The organism is Janthinobacterium sp. GW823-FHT03B06 (assembly GCF_058796955.1).
On the sequence record NZ_JBXAJE010000003.1, the window covers coordinates 272423 to 288567 of the forward strand.

A 16145-nucleotide genomic window follows, 5' to 3' on the forward strand; every position below is an offset into this window, starting at 1 on the left:
CGCAATATTGTCGCACGGAAATGCTCACTTTCCTGCGTAATACTCTGGCACGATGAGGGTGACTTCCAGTCCACCGTCGACGTGATTGGCCAGCAAAACCGTGGCGCCGTGCTGCTCGGCGATATTGCGCGCGATGGTCAGGCCCAGGCCCGTACCGCCCGATTCGCGCGAACGCGAGGTTTCTATCCGGTAAAACGGTTCGAACACCTTGGCCAGCTGATCTGGCGCAATCCCCGGCCCGCCATCGCGGATGCGGATGCGTGCCGCGCCGGCGATGCGCTCGACGGTCACCTGCGCGTACTGGCCATATTTGACGGCATTGTCGATCAGGTTCACCAGGCAGCGCCGCATGGCGATCGGGCGCGCCATCAAGGCCATGCCGGCCTGCCCGGCCAGGGTCACATTCTGGCCCGCATCGGCCGCGTCGGAGCAAACGCTATCCAACAGCGAATCGAGATCGAGCGCCTGCATCGCTTCCGTGCTATCCATCGAACGGGCCAGGTCCAGCCCCTCCTTGACCATGCTCTGCATGGCCGACAGGTCGCCCACCAGACGGTCATACAATTCCGTATCGGCCACTTTTTCCAGGCGCAGGCGCAAGCGCGTCAGCGGCGTCTGCAAGTCGTGCGTGATGGCAGCGAGCATCTGTGTACGCTGGGAAATATGCTGACGGATACGCGCCTGCATGGCATTGAAGGCGGCGCTGGCCTGGCGGATCTCGCTGGCGCCCGACAGGGTCAGCGGCGGATGGTTGATGTCGTTACCGAGGTCTTTCGCCGCCTGCGCCAGTTGCTTGAGCGGGCGCATGGTCATGCGCGTGACCAGGTAGGCGAGGATGGCGATGCTGATCAGGAAAGGCAGCAGAGTCATCCAGTCGTTATGTTCATTGAACGGCGGCTGCTGGCGCGGCGGCAAGACCATCAGGCGCAACACGTGGCCATCCTGCATGCGCACGTCGAGGTTTTCGCAGGTACCGCCCCATGGCTTGGCGGAAAACATGCCCGGCGACTGGCGCGGCTTGACACAGGCTTCCGGGCGCTCGGCCAGCGCGCTGACCTTGAAGCCTTCGCCCAATTTGGCTTGCAGGGCGGAGGAAAATTCCGTCGGCTTGCCCGGCACATGCTCGACGTCGGGACGCAATTCCAGGCGTACGCTGCCCTTGTTGGCCACCTTCAGGTACGCGGCGCGCGAGGCCAGCGGCACCACGTCGGCCGCCATCACCAGCTGCTCGGCCCGCTCGACGGCGTGGTAGTCGCGGTATTGCTCGATGGCGCGCTGGCGTTCGCCCACGGCCAGCCACTGCGTCAGCGCGGCCGAAGCGACGATGCCGATCAGCAAAAACATAAAAACACGGCCCGTCATCGATCCCAGGAAGGCCTTCACGCGTGCGGCTCCACATTGACCTGGCCGGCCAGCACGTAGCCGCCGTTGCGCACGGTCTTGATGATTTGCGGCAAGCGGGCATCTTCACCGAGCTTTTGCCGCAGGCGGCTGATCTGGATATCGATCGAGCGGTCGAACGGGTCCGCGTCGCGGCCCTGCGTCAGGTTCAGCAACTGGTCGCGGTTGAGCACGCGGTTCGGGTGCTCGAGGAACACGCGCAGCAAGCGAAATTCCGCGCCCGACAGCATGATCACCAGGCCGCTGGGATTGAGCAGGTGGCGCGCCGTCAAGTCGAGGGTCCAGCCGGAAAAGCGGATTTGCTGCGCCTTGTCCGACGGGACGTTCGACGGCATGGCATGGCTGCGGCGCAAGACACTGCGTATGCGCGCCAGCAATTCGCGCGGCTCGAACGGTTTCGGCAAGTAATCGTCGGCGCCCATCTCCAGGCCCAGGATACGGTCCAGCGGCTCATTGCGCGCAGTCAACATGATCACCGGCACCGTCGATTGGGCGCGCAGCTTGCGGCACAGGGTCAGGCCGTCGTCGCCGGGCAGGTTCAAGTCGAGCACGATCAAATCGGGCCGCGTTTCATCGAGGATTTTCCACATGGCCGTGCCATCCGCCGCGCCCAGGGTGCGGTAGGCGTTCGTTTCCAGGTAGTCCGCCAGCAAGCTGCGGATATCGCGGTCGTCGTCGACGATGAGAATTGTAGAAGTGGGTTCCATGGTACGAATTATCCCCACTTCCCCCGCCCTTGCACAACGCATTTGTATCGTCTTGTATATAGAAGACCCGAAGAAACATATAGATACAAACTGTCTGGCAGCGGACACTTCGGGGAAACATGGGGCGTCCAACATGGATTCATGTGCAGCAACATGTACATCCCTCACTTTTACAAAGGAATCCAGATGAACGCCTCAATGACAACCTTGCGCAAGAATTTGATCATCGCCATGAGCGTACTCGGCATGGGTGCGGCATCGCTGACCGTCCACGCCCAGGAAGCGGCCGCCAGCGCGCCTGCGGCCAGCACCAAGATGCAACATGAAGGCCAGCGCGGCCAGCACCGCGGTGGCAACCCGGCCGAGCGCATGGCCAAGTACCAGGGCCGCCTGCATGACAAGCTGAAGCTGACGGCCGCCCAGGAACCGGCCTGGGCCACGTTCACGGCCGCCAATGCGCCGAAAAAACCGATGGGCGACTGGAAGGCCAGGCACGAAGCGATGGCCAAGCTGTCGGCGCCGGAACGCATGGAACAATGGATCGCCATGTCGAAGGAACGCATCGCAGACCAGGAAAGCCGCCTGGCCTCGTTGAAAACCTTTTATGCCGTGCTGACGCCGGAGCAAAAGAAAGTGTTTGATGACAGCGTGCCGGCCGGCCGGCACGGCGGCCATCGCGGTGGCCACCATGGCATGCAGCAGCATCCGAAAGCAGGGTAAATCGTAGGTCGGATTAGCGGCAACGCCGCGTCATCCGACAACATGGTTGACGTATGCGGTGGCGTCGGGTTACGCCCTGACGGGCTAACCCGACCTACCCGACCTGCCCCTCCTACTGCTCGAGCTTGCGCAACGAAGTCAGGAAGGTGGCAGCGTTCTGGAAGCCGATCACGCGCGACTGGGCGATTTCCTGCCCCTGCGGGTTGAACATGATGATGCCCGGCGGGCCGAACAGCTGAAAACGTTTCAGCATGGCCTTGTCGTCCGCGTCATTGGCCGTCACGTCCACCTGCAGCAGCACGGCTTGCCCCATCTTCGCGCGCACGGCGGGGTCGACGAAGGTCAGCTTTTCCATCTCGATGCACGACACGCACCAGTCCGCATAAAAGTCCAGCAAAGCCGGCTTGCCACCCAACTGCGCCAGTGCCGCATCGAGCTGCGCCACGGTCTTTACCCGCGTAAACGGTTGTGCGTGCACCTGGCCACCGCCGAGGTGTGCCAGCGGCGCCAGCGGATCGCGGCCACCGCTGGCCACGCCGACCAGCTGCATCGCGCCCAGCACGGCAAACACGAGGCCGAAGGCCTTGGCCACCCAGGCGTGTTGCGCGCCGCTCTTGCCCACCAGCAGATACATGCCGTAGCCGACGAACAAGACCGTCCAGCCCAGCATTTGCACGGCACCCGGCAGCACGGGCGAGACCAGCCACCAGGCCACGCCCAGCTGCAGCACGCCAAAGAAGCGTTTGACGGCACCCATCCACGCGCCGGCGCGCGGCAGCAAGGTGCCGGCCGACACACCCACCAGCAGCAGCGGCACGCTCATGCCCACGGCCATGGCAAACAGGGCGCTGCCGCCGATGACGACGTCGCGCGTCTGGCTGATGTACAGCAAGGCGCCGGCCAGCGGCGCGGCCACGCAGGGCCCCACGATCAGCGCGGAAATGGCGCCCATGACGAACACGCCCGCCAGGCGGCCCGACGATTGCTGGTTCGATACGCTCGTCAGCTTGCCTTGCAGGAAAGCCGGCACTTGCAGCTCATAAAAACCGAACATCGACAAGGCCAGGCCCGCCATCAGCAAGGCAAAGAAGCCCAGCACCCACGGGTTTTGCAGTTGCGCCGCCAGGCCTTCGCCCGCCAGGCCAGCCGCCACGCCCAGCGCCGTGTAGACGATGGCCATGCCCAGCGCGTAGGTCAGCGACAGCAGCAAGCCGCGTGAGCGGCTGACCTTGGCGCCATCGCCGATGATGATCGACGACAAAATCGGCACCATCGGCAGCACGCACGGCGTAAACGCCAGCCCCAGGCCCAGCAGCATGAACAGGGGCACGATGACGAGCAGCTTGCCGCCCTTCAGGGCCGCCTCGATCTTGCCCATCTCGCTTTGCGCGGGCGCGGCGCTTGCCGCCACGGGCGCCGCCGCTACCGGCTCTGGCGTGCTGATAATATCGGCCTGGGGAATGCTCAGCACGGACACGCCGGGCGACGCCTGCGCCTGCGGACCGTTGATGGCAGCCGTGTCGACTGCCGGCGCGGCGGGCAAGGCGAATTTCGACGGCAGGCCGGCGCCGGGCGCCACGCTCTGGCCGCCGCCCCCGCCCACCAGCTGGGCTGTCGCATCCTGCGGCGCATAGCACAGGCCCTTGTCGGAGCAGCCCTGGCCTGTCGCTTTCAAGGTGAACGCGCCGGCCGCCACAACGGGAATGGTGATGGTCAGGGTCTTGCGGAAGGTTTCCACATTCTTCTGGAAGGTGTCGTCAAACTTGACCTTGCCAGCCGGATACACGGGCGTGCCCAGCTTGGCGCCCACGGCCTCGAACTTGAAGCGCTCGTGGTACATATAGTAGCCGTCGGCGATCACGTAGGTGACGGCGATGGTGGACGGATCCTGCATGCGGGCGGAAAACTTGAACGCCAGTTCCGGATCGAGGAACTCATCGTCAGCGCGGGCATGACTGGCGCCGAAGACGGCCATGGCCAGCAGTAAACAGGCGGCAAGCCAGATCAGCAATTGATGTAATGGAGCGGCGCGCGCGGAGGCGCTGGAGGGGAAACGGGACATGAACTACCTTTTCGACCATTCGACAGAGGACGCGCGGAGCAGGCAGCGCTTGTGCCGGGCCGGCGCGAAAGAAGAATAGTACACCGCTGAAAGGATAGCTGCAGCAGAAAACAAAAAAGCCAGGCTAGGCCTGGCTTTCTCAGATGCAATTACTGGGATTACTCGCCAGCAACTTCAACTGCTTCGGTCGTATCTGGACGATCCATCAGTTCAACGAACGCCATAGGAGCGTTATCGCCGACGCGGAAGCCCATTTTCAGGATACGCACATAACCACCGTTACGGTTGGCGAAACGTGGGCCCAGTTCAGCGAACAGTTTGACGACCATTTCACGGTCGCGCAGGCGGTTGAAGGCCAGACGCTTGTTTGCCAGGGAGTCGGTTTTGCCCAGGGTCAGAATTGGCTCGACAACGCGGCGCAGTTCTTTTGCTTTTGGCAGGGTGGTTTTGATCGCTTCGTGACGCAGCAGCGATACTGTCATGTTGCGCAGCATTGCCAGACGGTGGGACGAGGTACGATTCAGTTTACGGAGGCCGTGACCGTGACGCATGATAAATCCTTTCGGTGAGTGTTTAAATTCCAGCTCTTCGATCAATGAGGCAGAAGCTTCATCGCGGGCCGGTTTGGTACTACAAAATAAAAGCCTGGGACACCTGTCCCAGGCAGTTTGCTACAACTACGAATTACTTTTCCAGGCCGGCAGGCGGCCAGTTTTCCAGCTTCATGCCCAAGGTCAAGCCGCGCGATGCCAGCACTTCCTTGATTTCGTTCAGGGACTTGCGGCCCAGATTTGGCGTTTTCAGCAGTTCGTTTTCCGAACGTTGGATAAGGTCGCCGATGTAGTAGATGTTTTCCGCTTTCAGGCAGTTTGCCGAACGCACGGTCAACTCCAGGTCGTCGACTGGACGCAACAGGATAGGATCGACCAGCGGAGCGCGCGATGGCGCTTCGGCGGCAGCTTCCGTGCCTTCCAGGGCAGCGAACACATTCAACTGGTCCACCAGGACGCGGGCCGACTGGCGGATCGCTTCTTCCGGCGAGATCACGCCGTTGGTTTCGATGTTGATGATCAGCTTGTCCAGGTCGGTACGCTGTTCAACGCGGGCCGATTCAACGAAGTACGATACACGGCGCACTGGCGAGAACGATGCATCGAGAATGATGCGGCCGATGGTCTTGTTCGTGTCTTCCGACAGGCGACGCACGTTACCAGGAACGTAGCCGCGGCCTTTTTCAACCTTGATCTGCATGTCCAGCTTGCCACCAGCGGTCAGGTGGGCGATCACGTGGTCAGGGTTGATCAGTTCGACGTCATGCGGCAGGTCGATGTCGGAGGCCAGGATCGCGCCTTCGCCTTCTTTTTTCAGGGTCAGGGTTACCGAATCGCGGTTGTGGACTTTGAAAACCACACCCTTCAAGTTCAGCAACAGATCGACGACGTCTTCTTGCACGCCATCGAGGGAGGAATATTCGTGGACGACGCCAGCGATCGTCACTTCGGTCGGCGCGTAGCCTACCATCGACGACAGCAGAACGCGGCGCAACGCGTTACCCAATGTGTGGCCATAGCCGCGCTCGAACGGTTCCATCACGACCTTGGCGTGACCTGCACCGAGAGCTTCAACATCGATAATACGTGGCTTCAACAAACTGTTTTGCATGAAATGTCCTTTTCAATACCCTCGGCTCATTACACCGATAAGGCTGATGGCATTAGTGAAACGCCCACTTTACAAAAGCAAAGTGGGCGGAGATCTTGCTACTGACTACTATTAACGCGAGTACAGCTCGACGATCAGCGATTCGTTGACGTCGTTAGCGATTTCGTTACGCTCTGGCAGGGACTTGAAGGTACCTTCCATTTTCTTGGCATCAACCGAAACCCAGCTAGGCATACCAACTTGTTCAGCCAGCGACAGTGCTTCAACGATACGCACTTGCTTTTTCGATTTTTCACGAACAGCAACGATGTCGCCAACTTTGACTGCGTACGAAGCGATGTTCACAACGATACCGTTCACGGTGAACGCTTTGTGGCTGACCAATTGACGCGCTTCAGCGCGGGTCGAGCCAAAGCCCATGCGGTAGCAAACGTTGTCCAGACGCGTTTCCAGCAACTTCAACAGCGTTTCGCCGGTGTTGCCTTTACGACGGTCTGCTTCAGCGAAGTAGCGGCGGAATTGACGTTCCAGCACGCCGTACATGCGCTTGACTTTTTGCTTTTCGCGCAGTTGGTTACCGTAGTCCGAGGTGCGGGCGCCGGATTTGACACCGTGCTGGCCTGGCTTGACGTCCAGTTTGCACTTGCTGTCCAGCGAGCGGCGGGCGCTCTTCAGGAACAGGTCTGTACCTTCACGGCGGGAAAGTTTTGCTTTAGGTCCGATATAACGTGCCACGATACTTCCTTTTTTTAAATGATAACGCCCCAGCCACATGCATGATCAAACACACTGATGCGGTTAGGCGCTAGTCTGATTTGGTTTCAATCAGACGGTGGCTGAAAACGAAAAACCCGTCAAACAGAATTTGACAGGCAAGAACAGCCGGGCAGTATAACCGTTTCCGGCTCCCTGCTCCAGCGTTTTCACACAACTGTACTGAGTTACAACAGACAGCAAAGCAGCTGGCGCCGAAGCGCCCTCTGCAACACTATCTTAGATACGACGACGTTTCGGTGGACGGCAACCGTTGTGCGGTACCGGCGTCACGTCCTGGATCTCGGTGATCTTGATGCCCAGGTTGTTCAGCGCGCGAACGGCGGATTCACGACCAGGACCTGGGCCCTTGATACGTACTTCCAGGTTCTTGACGCCACACTCAACAGCCACTTTACCAGCGGCTTCCGCGGCGACCTGCGCTGCGAACGGGGTCGATTTACGCGAACCCTTGAAGCCTGCACCGCCGGAGGTAGCCCACGACAAGGCATTGCCTTGACGATCGGTGATGGTAATGATGGTGTTATTGAACGATGCGTGGACATGCGCGATGCCTTCAGCGACGTTCTTTTTAACTTTTTTACGCACGCGTGCTGATGCGGCGTTATTTTGCGACTTAGCCATAATTATTCCCTAGCGGATTATTTTTTCAGCGATTGAGCGGCTTTACGCGGTCCCTTGCGGGTACGTGCGTTCGTACGCGTACGCTGGCCACGGCAAGGCAGACCCTTACGATGACGCATGCCGCGGTAGCAACCCAGATCCATCAAACGCTTGATGTTCATGGACAGTTCACGACGCAGATCGCCTTCGACGATGAATTTACCTACTTCATCGCGCAGCTTTTCCAGTTCGCTGTCATCCAGATCTTTGATCTTTTTGTTGGTTGCTACACCGGTCGATGCACAGATTTTCTCTGCGCGTGGACGGCCCACACCGTAGATGGCCGTCAGGCCGATAACGGTATGCTGATGATTTGGGATATTAACCCCTGCAATACGTGCCATTTGTTATTCCTCGATTAACCTTGACGCTGCTTGTGACGTGGTTCCACGCAGATTACGCGGACTACGCCTTTGCGCTTGATGATCTTGCAGTTGCGGCAGATCCGCTTGACTGATGCGAGAACTTTCATTTTGGGGCTCTTTCTTTCGCTTCTTTGGTTTGATTCAGTGTGTTACTTGGTACGGAACACAATGCGGGCTCGGCTCAGGTCGTACGGCGTCAACTCCACCGTCACCTTGTCTCCAGGGAGAATGCGAATATAGTTCATCCGCATTTTACCTGAAATATGCCCGAGCACCACGTGTCCGTTCTCCAGCTTCACTCGAAATGTTGCATTTGGGAGATTCTCAAGAATCTCGCCCTGCATCTGTATGACGTCGTCTTTTGCCATTCGGTATGTTTACCGCGCTTAACGCGTCGGAATTCCGCCCTTGAAATTTGCTTTGCGCAGCAGCGAATCATATTGCTGCGACATCACGTAGTTCTGTACTTGCGCCATGAAATCCATGGTGACAACTACAATAATCAATAAAGAAGTACCGCCGAAATAGAATGGTACTTTCCACTGGGCTTGCATAAATTCCGGCAATAAACACACCAGGGTGATGTAGACTGCGCCGGCAAGTGTCAAGCGTGTCAGGATCTTGTCGATGTAACGGGCTGTCTGCTCGCCTGGACGGATCCCGGGAATGAACGCACCGCTTTTCTTCAAGTTATCCGCTGTTTCCTTGCTGTTAAATACCAGCGCTGTATAGAAGAAACAGAAAAACACGATCGCCACTGCGTACAACAGCGCATGGATAGGCTCACCAGGCCCCATCGATGCTGCCAAATCTTTCAAGAACCGCACCGCAGGGTTAGCGTTGTCGGCGCCCTTTGAAAACCAGTCCACGATAGTGGCCGGGAACAAGATGATCGAAGAAGCAAAGATCGGCGGGATCACGCCGGCCATGTTCAGCTTCAACGGCAAATGGCTGGTTTGACCGCCATAAATCTTGTTGCCTACCTGGCGCTTCGCGTAATTGACCAATATTTTGCGCTGACCACGTTCGACGAATACAACGAAGTACGTTACCAGTGCTACCAGGATCACGATGAAAATCGCGCTGAAGCTGCCGATCGAACCATTCGACACCTGAGTGAACAAGCCACCCAACGCCGACGGCAGACCTGCTGCAATCCCGGCAAAAATGATGATCGAGATGCCATTCCCCAAGCCACGCTCGGTAATTTGCTCACCCAACCACATCAAAAACATTGTTCCGGTCAACAAAGTGACGACCGTCACGAAGCGGAATGCAAGACCAGGTTCCAACACCAGACCAGCTTGCGACTCCAGTGCGACTGCAATGCCTAACGCTTGGAACAGTGCCAGGGCAACCGTGAAATACCGGGTGTACTGGGTGATCTTGCGACGACCTGCTTCGCCTTCTTTTTTCAACGCTTCCATCTGCGGTGACACGATCGACAGCAATTGCATGATGATCGAGGCCGAGATATAAGGCATGATACCCAGCGCAAACACTGTAAAACGAGACAAGGCACCGCCCGAGAACATGTTGAACATGCCCAGGACGCCGCCTTCGTGCTCCTTGAACAGCGAGGCTAATTGTGTCGGGTCAATCCCGGGAACCGGGACGTGAGCACCGATACGATAAACCACCAATGCGCCAAGCAAAAACCAGAGCCGTCCCCAAGGGAAACCGGCCGCTGCACTTTTAGCAAGTTGTGGATTAGTCGCCAATTTTCGCTCCGATCAAGCTGTTAGCGGTCAACTCAGGCTACCGAGCCGCCGGCTGCTTCGATGGCGGCTTTCGCGCCAGCGGACACTTTCAAGCCCTTCAAATTCACCGCTTTGGTGATTTCGCCGGACAAGATCACGCGCACGTCACGGGCCAACACGCCCAGAACGCCAGCTTGCTTCAAGACCAGAATGTCGACATCGCCAACAGCCAGGTTGTTCAGATCGGACAGGCGCACTTCAGCTTTGAAGGTTGCGTGCATCGATTTGAAACCGCGCTTAGGCAGACGGCGTTGCAGAGGCATCTGACCGCCTTCGAAACCGACTTTATGAAAGCCGCCCGAACGCGATTTCTGACCTTTGTGACCACGACCCGAGGTTTTACCCAGGCCGGAGCCGATACCGCGACCGACGCGACGCTTGTAGTGCTTAGCGCCTTCGGCTGGTGCAATAGTATTCAATTCCATGATTTGCTCCGTTCGTGTAAGCCCGAAGGCTTACCCGACAACTTTAACGAGATACGATACTTTATTGATCATGCCGCGTACGGATGGGGTGTCTTGCAATTCGGAAACCGAATTTACACGACGCAGACCCAGACCGCGCACGGTAGCGCGATGCGATTCGCGCGTACCGATCAAGCCCTTGACCAATTGCACTTTGACTGTGTTTGTCATTTTGTCCACCTTAAGCCAGAATGTCTTCGACCGACTTGCCGCGTTTGGCAGCGATATCGGAAGCAGTGCTCATTTTCGACAGGCCGTCCAGCGTAGCGCGTACCAGGTTGTATGGGTTGTTCGAACCGGTGGATTTCGCCACCACGTCCGTCACGCCCATCACTTCGAAGATAGCGCGCATTGCGCCACCAGCGATAACGCCAGTACCAGGCTTAGCCGGGTTCATCAGGACCTTGGAGGCGCCGTGACGACCAACAACCGTGTGATGCAAGGTGCCGTTTTTGAGCGGTACTTTGATCAGGTTGCGACGGGCTTCTTCCATCGCCTTCTGCACGCCAACTGGCACTTCTTTCGATTTGCCCTTGCCCATGCCGACGCGGCCATCGCCATCACCAACTACGGTCAGCGCGGCGAAACCCATGATACGACCACCCTTGACCACTTTGGTCACGCGGTTGATCGCGATCATTTTTTCGCGCATGCCATCATCCGGCTTGTCGCTTTGCATTTTTGCTTGCATTTTTGCCATGATTGATCCTTAGAACTTCAGACCGGCTTCGCGTGCGGCTTCTGCCAACGCTTTCACACGGCCGTGGTAACGGAAACCGGAGCGGTCAAACGCAACTTCGGTAATCCCTGCTTTCAACGCTTTTTCAGCGACGCGCTTGCCGATCAAGGCTGCAGCAGCGGCATTGCCGCCTTTGCCGGATTGGCCTGCCAGTTCAGCGCGAACTTCCGCTTCAGCCGTCGAGGCCGAAACCAGGACTTTAGCGTCCGGGCTGATCAGGTTGGCGTAAATGTGCAGGTTGGTGCGGTGCACCGACAAGCGATTTACTTTCAATTCCGCAATCTTGATGCGGGTTTGGCGTCCGCGGCGAAGCCGTGATTCTTTCTTATCCATCGTCAGCCCCTAATTACTTCTTCTTGGTTTCTTTAAGCTTAACCACTTCGTCCGCATAGCGAACGCCCTTGCCCTTGTAAGGCTCAGGGGAGCGGTAAGCACGAACTTCAGCGGCTACCTGGCCAACCTGTTGACGGTCGATACCTTTAATCAGGATCTCGGTCGGGGTTGGTGTTGCGCAGGTAACGCCAGCTGGCATGTCATGCACTACAGGGTGCGAGAAACCCAGGGACAGATTCAACTTGTCGCCTTGAGCTTGCGCCTTGTAACCCACGCCTACCAGGTTCAGCTTTTTCTCGAAACCCTTGGTGACGCCAACAACCATGTTGTTGACCAGTGCGCGCAGCGTGCCGGACATGGCATTGGCTTCGCGGCTGTCGTTCGCCACGTCGAAACTCAGGGTTCCTGCATTGTTTTCCACTTTGACCTGGCCGGTGAGGGCCTGGGAAAGTACGCCCAGCGGGCCTTTTACGGTGATCGCTTGTGCGGAGATGGCGACTTCGGCGCCAGCTGGCACTACGATAGGCATTTTAGCTACTCGAGACATGTGTAACTCCTTAAGCCACGTAGCAAATAACTTCGCCGCCGACACCGGTAGCGCGTGCTTTGCGGTCAGTCATGACGCCTTGCGGAGTCGACACGATCGCCACACCCAAGCCATTCATCACAACAGGGATCTCGTCTTTACCCTTGTAGACGCGCAGACCCGGACGGGACACGCGCTCCAAGCGCTCAATGACGGGACGGCCAACATAATACTTCAAACCGATTTTCAGTTCCGCTTTGCCACCAGCTTCGGCAACAGCGAAATCTTCAATGTAACCCTCGTCCTTCAGGACGCTGGCAATCGCAATTTTGACTTTCGACGATGGCATGGCCACGGTCGTCTTTTGCACGCCTTGTGCATTGCGAATGCGGGTCAGCATATCGGCGATAGGATCGCTCATACTCATTGCATATTCTCCTATTACCAGCTTGCTTTTGTCATACCCGGAATTTCACCACGCATGGCGAATTCACGGAGCTTGATACGACCCAGACCGAATTTACGGAATGTGCCGCGCGGACGACCAGTGATGGCGCAACGGTTACGTTGACGCGTCGGGTTCGAGTTACGTGGCAGCGCCTGCAATTTCAGGCGAGCTTCGTAGCGCTCTTCTTCCGATTTCGATTGGTCATCGACGATGGCCTTGAGAGCTTCGCGCTTAGGGGCGAATTTCGCCACCAGGTCAGCACGCTTGATCTCACGATTAATCAGTGACAGTTTGGCCATGATCAGTTCCTGAAAGGGAATTTAAAGGCGGCGAGCAAAGCTTTGGCTTCGTCATCGGTCTTAGCGGTTGTCGTGATGCTGATATTCATACCGCGCAACGCGTCAATCTTGTCGTATTCGATTTCAGGGAAAATGATCTGTTCCTTGACACCGATGTTGTAGTTGCCACGACCATCAAATGCACGGCCGTTCACACCACGGAAATCGCGTACGCGCGGCAGAGCCACGGTAATGAAGCGATCCAGGAACTCGTACATGCGAGCGCCGCGCAGGGTGACCATCGTACCGATCGGGTAACCTTCACGGATTTTGAAGCCTGCGATCGCTTTGCGGGACTTGGTGGTCACTGGCTTCTGGCCGGCGATCTTGGTCAAGTCAGCAACTGCGTGCTCGAGAACTTTTTTATCCGCGATAGCCTCACCAACACCCATGTTCAGGGTGATCTTGGTCAGGCGTGGAACTTCCATTACCGACTTGTAACCAAACTTGCTGGTCAGGTCGGCAACGACTTTTTCTTTATAGAATTCTTGGAGACGTGCCATGATTTCTTAAGCCTTCACTACTTCGCCGGAGGATTTAAAGATGCGAACTTTCTTGCCGTCCACTTCTTTGAAACCCACGCGATCTGCCTTGCCAGTCGCTGCATTAAACAATGCAACGTTGGACACGTGAATTGGCATGGTCTTATCGACGATACCACCAGTTACGCCAGTCATCGGGTTTGGCTTAGTCGCTTTTTTAGCGATGTTAATGCCGTCAACCACGATATGTTCAGCATCGATACGCTGCTGTACCACACCACGTTTGCCCTTGTCTTTCCCGGTCAGAACGATGACTTCGTCGTTTTTACGAATCTTATCCATTACGACTCCTTACAGGACTTCCGGTGCCAGGGACACGATTTTCATGAACTTCTCAGTGCGCAGTTCGCGCGTGACAGGTCCAAAAATACGGGTACCGATCGGTTCCAGCTTGGCGTTCAACAGAACGGCGGCGTTGCCGTCGAACTTCACCAGGGAACCGTCTTGGCGGCGAACACCTTTAGCGGTGCGCACAACCACGGCGTTATAAATTTCACCTTTTTTGACACGGCCACGTGGCGCAGCAACCTTAACGGTTACCTTGATCACATCGCCAATGCCAGCATAACGGCGCTTGGAGCCGCCCAATACCTTGATGCACATTACTTCTTTGGCACCGGTATTGTCAGCCACTTCGAGCCGGCTTTCAGTTTGAATCATAGTATTCTCTTTCCCAACTTAAGCCGAAGAATCCACACAATGTAGACCCACGGTCAGTCTTGGTCCCGCCAGAGCCGCCCTGCTGGGCTTCACTGTTTGGGTGCATGACCTTCATACATCAACTGACCGCGAATGCTACTGTCTGTGGCCAGACACTTTGCGGCGTTACATGAACGAAGCCCGCAAGTATTACATACAATTTGCGGGCCTGCAAGTACTAATTAAAAGCCACCGCCGAAACGGTGGTTTTTATTTAAACGGTTGGTGCGGCTTGAACCACACGTGTCACCGTCCATGCCTTCGTTTTGGAGATCGGGCGACCTTCCTGGATCTCGACCGTGTCACCGGCCTTGACTTGGTTGGTCTCGTCATGCGCGTGATACTTGTTCGAGCGCATGATGATCTTGCCATACAAAGGATGTTTTACGTGGCGCTCGATCAGAACGGTAACGGTCTTGTCCATCTTGTCCGAAACCACTTTACCGATCAGCGTGCGCTTGAGCGACTGTTTCACTGGTTCGTTCATTTGGCTTCCTTCAGATTCATTACCGTCTTCACACGCGCGATATCGCGGCGTACCTTCTTGAGCTGCGAAGTGTTGCTCAGCTGCTGCGTAGCGATTTGCATGCGCAGGCCGAACTGTGCCTTCAACAGGTCATTCAGCTCTTTTTGCAGAGCTGGCTGGTCCTTGCCGCGGAGTTCAGATGCTTTCATATACAACTCCAATTATTGGCCGACTTGGCGGATGACAAACGTCGTCGCCAGTGGCAGTTTAGCGGCGGCAAGACGGAATGCTTCCCGTGCCAGCGCCTCATCAACGCCATCCATTTCGTACAGTACTTTGCCTGGCTGAATTTCAGCGACGTAGTACTCAGGATTACCTTTACCGTTACCCATACGGACTTCAGCCGGTTTGTTCGAAATCGGTTTGTCCGGGAAAATACGGATCCAGATACGGCCACCGCGCTTGATGTGACGCGTCATTGCACGACGCGCCGCTTCAATTTGACGCGCAGTGATACGACCGCGCGCAACTGCCTTCAGACCGAATTCGCCAAACGACACGGCGGTGCCGCGGCTGTGCGAAATACCGGTGTTACGGCCTTTCTGCTCTTTACGATACTTTCTGCGTGCTGGTTGCAGCATGATTATTCTCCTGCTTTCTCAGCTGGTGCTGCTGCGGCGGCCGGTTTAGCGGCGGTACGCACACGTGCACCTGGTGCTGTGGATGGTTTCGCACCGGCACCGGCTGGACGTGGACGGCCAGCTGGCTTGCCATCGTCACGGCGTGGGCCGCGGCTTTTCTTCTCGTCAGCTGGGGTATCGATGACTGGTGCATCGCCGTTAGGCGCGCGGTCACCTTTGTATACCCACACCTTGACACCGATGATGCCGTAGGTGGTCGACGCTTCGCTGGTACCGTAGTCGATATCGGCGCGCAGGGTATGCAGAGGCACGCGGCCTTCGCGGTACCACTCTTTACGCGCGATTTCGATACCGTTCAGACGGCCGGACGACATGATCTTGATACCGAGAGCACCCAGGCGCATTGCATTTTGCATTGCACGCTTCATGGCGCGGCGGAACATGATCCGTTTTTCCAGCTGCTGAGCGATCGAATCGGCGATCAGTTGCGAGTCGATTTCTGGCTTGCGAATTTCTTCGATGTTCACGTGAACAGGCACGCCCATGATCTTGGTCAGCGCGGACTTCAGTACTTCGATGTCTTCGCCTTTTTTACCAATGACCACGCCTGGACGCGAGCTGTAGATCGTGAAGCGCGCGTTCTTGGCTGGGCGCTCGATAACGATGCGGCCAACGGAAGCGTTCTTCAGTTTCTTTTTCAGGTAAGCACGTGCTTTCAAGTCTTCGTTCAGCATGGCAGCGAAATTACCGTTGCCTGCATACCAGCGCGAAGCCCAGTTACGGGTGACCGCCAGACGGAAACCGGTTGGATGAATTTTCTGACCCATCGTGGCTC

General features: G+C 57.1%; 26 protein-coding genes. 1 reads left to right on the forward strand and 25 read right to left on the reverse strand.

From position 1 onward, the window contains the following. Positions 1–24 precede the first annotated feature (24 nt). Together AC1RBA_RS12245 and AC1RBA_RS12250 are read right to left on the reverse strand one after the other, a co-directional pair. Entirely contained in the window at positions 25–1383 is a 1359-nt protein-coding gene (locus tag AC1RBA_RS12245; protein WP_070292329.1) for an ATP-binding protein, read from the reverse strand. Continuing rightward, positions 1380–2108 (reverse strand): response regulator, encoded by a 729-nt coding sequence (locus tag AC1RBA_RS12250; protein ID WP_034753223.1) that lies wholly within the window; start codon positions 2106–2108, stop codon positions 1380–1382. Before AC1RBA_RS12250 ends, AC1RBA_RS12245 begins: the two co-directional genes overlap by 4 nt. A gap of 186 nt (positions 2109–2294) precedes the next feature. Here AC1RBA_RS12250 and AC1RBA_RS12255 point away from each other — a divergent pair, with 186 nt between their 5' ends. Continuing rightward, positions 2295–2828: a Spy/CpxP family protein refolding chaperone gene (locus AC1RBA_RS12255; protein ID WP_492418422.1), complete on the forward strand. Its 534-nt coding sequence runs from the start codon at positions 2295–2297 to the stop codon at positions 2826–2828. Between the two features lie 112 nt (positions 2829–2940). Here AC1RBA_RS12255 and dsbD read toward each other — a convergent pair whose 3' ends face one another. The 23 genes from dsbD to rpsC all read right to left on the reverse strand — a co-directional run bounded on the left by dsbD (position 2941) and on the right by rpsC (position 16137). Next, positions 2941–4890 carry a protein-disulfide reductase DsbD gene (gene dsbD, locus AC1RBA_RS12260; RefSeq protein WP_492418424.1) on the reverse strand — a complete coding sequence of 650 codons (1950 nt, stop codon included), beginning with the start codon at positions 4888–4890 and terminating at the stop codon, positions 2941–2943. Positions 4891–5048: 158 nt separating this feature from the next. Continuing rightward, the gene (rplQ, locus tag AC1RBA_RS12265) at positions 5049–5441 is read right to left on the reverse strand and encodes a 50S ribosomal protein L17 (RefSeq protein ID WP_034753219.1); all 393 of its coding nucleotides are present in this window, start codon (positions 5439–5441) and stop codon (positions 5049–5051) included. Between the two features lie 133 nt (positions 5442–5574). Beyond that, positions 5575–6552 (reverse strand): DNA-directed RNA polymerase subunit alpha, encoded by a 978-nt coding sequence (locus tag AC1RBA_RS12270; protein ID WP_008444343.1) that lies wholly within the window; start codon positions 6550–6552, stop codon positions 5575–5577. Positions 6553–6663: 111 nt separating this feature from the next. Next, entirely contained in the window at positions 6664–7287 is a 624-nt protein-coding gene (gene rpsD / locus AC1RBA_RS12275; protein WP_010394478.1) for a 30S ribosomal protein S4, read from the reverse strand. Between the two features lie 258 nt (positions 7288–7545). Then, positions 7546–7950: a 30S ribosomal protein S11 gene (gene rpsK, locus AC1RBA_RS12280; RefSeq protein WP_010394475.1), complete on the reverse strand. Its 405-nt coding sequence runs from the start codon at positions 7948–7950 to the stop codon at positions 7546–7548. Positions 7951–7967: 17 nt separating this feature from the next. Next, positions 7968–8333 (reverse strand): 30S ribosomal protein S13, encoded by a 366-nt coding sequence (rpsM, locus tag AC1RBA_RS12285; protein WP_046681666.1) that lies wholly within the window; start codon positions 8331–8333, stop codon positions 7968–7970. Positions 8334–8347: 14 nt separating this feature from the next. After that, positions 8348–8461 carry a 50S ribosomal protein L36 gene (gene rpmJ / locus AC1RBA_RS12290; protein ID WP_010394471.1) on the reverse strand — a complete coding sequence of 38 codons (114 nt, stop codon included), beginning with the start codon at positions 8459–8461 and terminating at the stop codon, positions 8348–8350. Positions 8462–8503: 42 nt separating this feature from the next. Beyond that, positions 8504–8722: a translation initiation factor IF-1 gene (gene infA, locus AC1RBA_RS12295; RefSeq protein ID WP_005663428.1), complete on the reverse strand. Its 219-nt coding sequence runs from the start codon at positions 8720–8722 to the stop codon at positions 8504–8506. Between the two features lie 18 nt (positions 8723–8740). Continuing rightward, positions 8741–10075, reverse strand: a complete 1335-nt coding sequence (secY, locus tag AC1RBA_RS12300) for a preprotein translocase subunit SecY (protein WP_010394438.1) — start codon at positions 10073–10075, stop codon at positions 8741–8743. Positions 10076–10107: 32 nt separating this feature from the next. After that, the gene (gene rplO, locus AC1RBA_RS12305) at positions 10108–10539 is read right to left on the reverse strand and encodes a 50S ribosomal protein L15 (RefSeq protein WP_034753211.1); all 432 of its coding nucleotides are present in this window, start codon (positions 10537–10539) and stop codon (positions 10108–10110) included. Between the two features lie 30 nt (positions 10540–10569). Beyond that, positions 10570–10749: a 50S ribosomal protein L30 gene (gene rpmD, locus AC1RBA_RS12310; RefSeq protein WP_010394435.1), complete on the reverse strand. Its 180-nt coding sequence runs from the start codon at positions 10747–10749 to the stop codon at positions 10570–10572. A 10-nt stretch (positions 10750–10759) separates the two neighbouring features. Then, positions 10760–11278 (reverse strand): 30S ribosomal protein S5, encoded by a 519-nt coding sequence (gene rpsE, locus AC1RBA_RS12315; RefSeq protein WP_010394433.1) that lies wholly within the window; start codon positions 11276–11278, stop codon positions 10760–10762. Positions 11279–11287: 9 nt separating this feature from the next. After that, complete coding sequence (gene rplR / locus AC1RBA_RS12320) at positions 11288–11650, reverse strand: 50S ribosomal protein L18 (protein WP_010394431.1); 363 nt, start codon at positions 11648–11650, stop codon at positions 11288–11290. A gap of 13 nt (positions 11651–11663) precedes the next feature. Further along, complete coding sequence (gene rplF, locus AC1RBA_RS12325; protein ID WP_065310145.1) at positions 11664–12197, reverse strand: 50S ribosomal protein L6; 534 nt, start codon at positions 12195–12197, stop codon at positions 11664–11666. Between the two features lie 10 nt (positions 12198–12207). Beyond that, positions 12208–12603: a 30S ribosomal protein S8 gene (rpsH, locus tag AC1RBA_RS12330; protein WP_034753208.1), complete on the reverse strand. Its 396-nt coding sequence runs from the start codon at positions 12601–12603 to the stop codon at positions 12208–12210. Positions 12604–12617: 14 nt separating this feature from the next. Beyond that, positions 12618–12923 (reverse strand): 30S ribosomal protein S14, encoded by a 306-nt coding sequence (rpsN, locus tag AC1RBA_RS12335; RefSeq protein WP_010394423.1) that lies wholly within the window; start codon positions 12921–12923, stop codon positions 12618–12620. 2 nt (positions 12924–12925) lie between these two features. Further along, positions 12926–13465, reverse strand: coding sequence for a 50S ribosomal protein L5 (rplE, locus tag AC1RBA_RS12340; RefSeq protein WP_010394421.1), 540 nt, complete (start codon positions 13463–13465; stop codon positions 12926–12928). Between the two features lie 6 nt (positions 13466–13471). Then, positions 13472–13786 (reverse strand): 50S ribosomal protein L24, encoded by a 315-nt coding sequence (rplX, locus tag AC1RBA_RS12345; protein ID WP_034753204.1) that lies wholly within the window; start codon positions 13784–13786, stop codon positions 13472–13474. Positions 13787–13795: 9 nt separating this feature from the next. Continuing rightward, positions 13796–14164, reverse strand: a complete 369-nt coding sequence (rplN, locus tag AC1RBA_RS12350) for a 50S ribosomal protein L14 (protein ID WP_008444317.1) — start codon at positions 14162–14164, stop codon at positions 13796–13798. Positions 14165–14417: 253 nt separating this feature from the next. Then, positions 14418–14690, reverse strand: coding sequence for a 30S ribosomal protein S17 (gene rpsQ, locus AC1RBA_RS12355; protein WP_010394415.1), 273 nt, complete (start codon positions 14688–14690; stop codon positions 14418–14420). After that, complete coding sequence (rpmC, locus tag AC1RBA_RS12360; protein WP_010394412.1) at positions 14687–14878, reverse strand: 50S ribosomal protein L29; 192 nt, start codon at positions 14876–14878, stop codon at positions 14687–14689. The genes rpsQ and rpmC overlap by 4 nt, the downstream gene beginning before the upstream one ends. A gap of 12 nt (positions 14879–14890) precedes the next feature. After that, positions 14891–15310, reverse strand: coding sequence for a 50S ribosomal protein L16 (gene rplP, locus AC1RBA_RS12365; RefSeq protein ID WP_034753201.1), 420 nt, complete (start codon positions 15308–15310; stop codon positions 14891–14893). Positions 15311–15312: 2 nt separating this feature from the next. After that, complete coding sequence (gene rpsC, locus AC1RBA_RS12370) at positions 15313–16137, reverse strand: 30S ribosomal protein S3 (protein WP_034753199.1); 825 nt, start codon at positions 16135–16137, stop codon at positions 15313–15315. Positions 16138–16145: the final 8 nt, after the last annotated feature.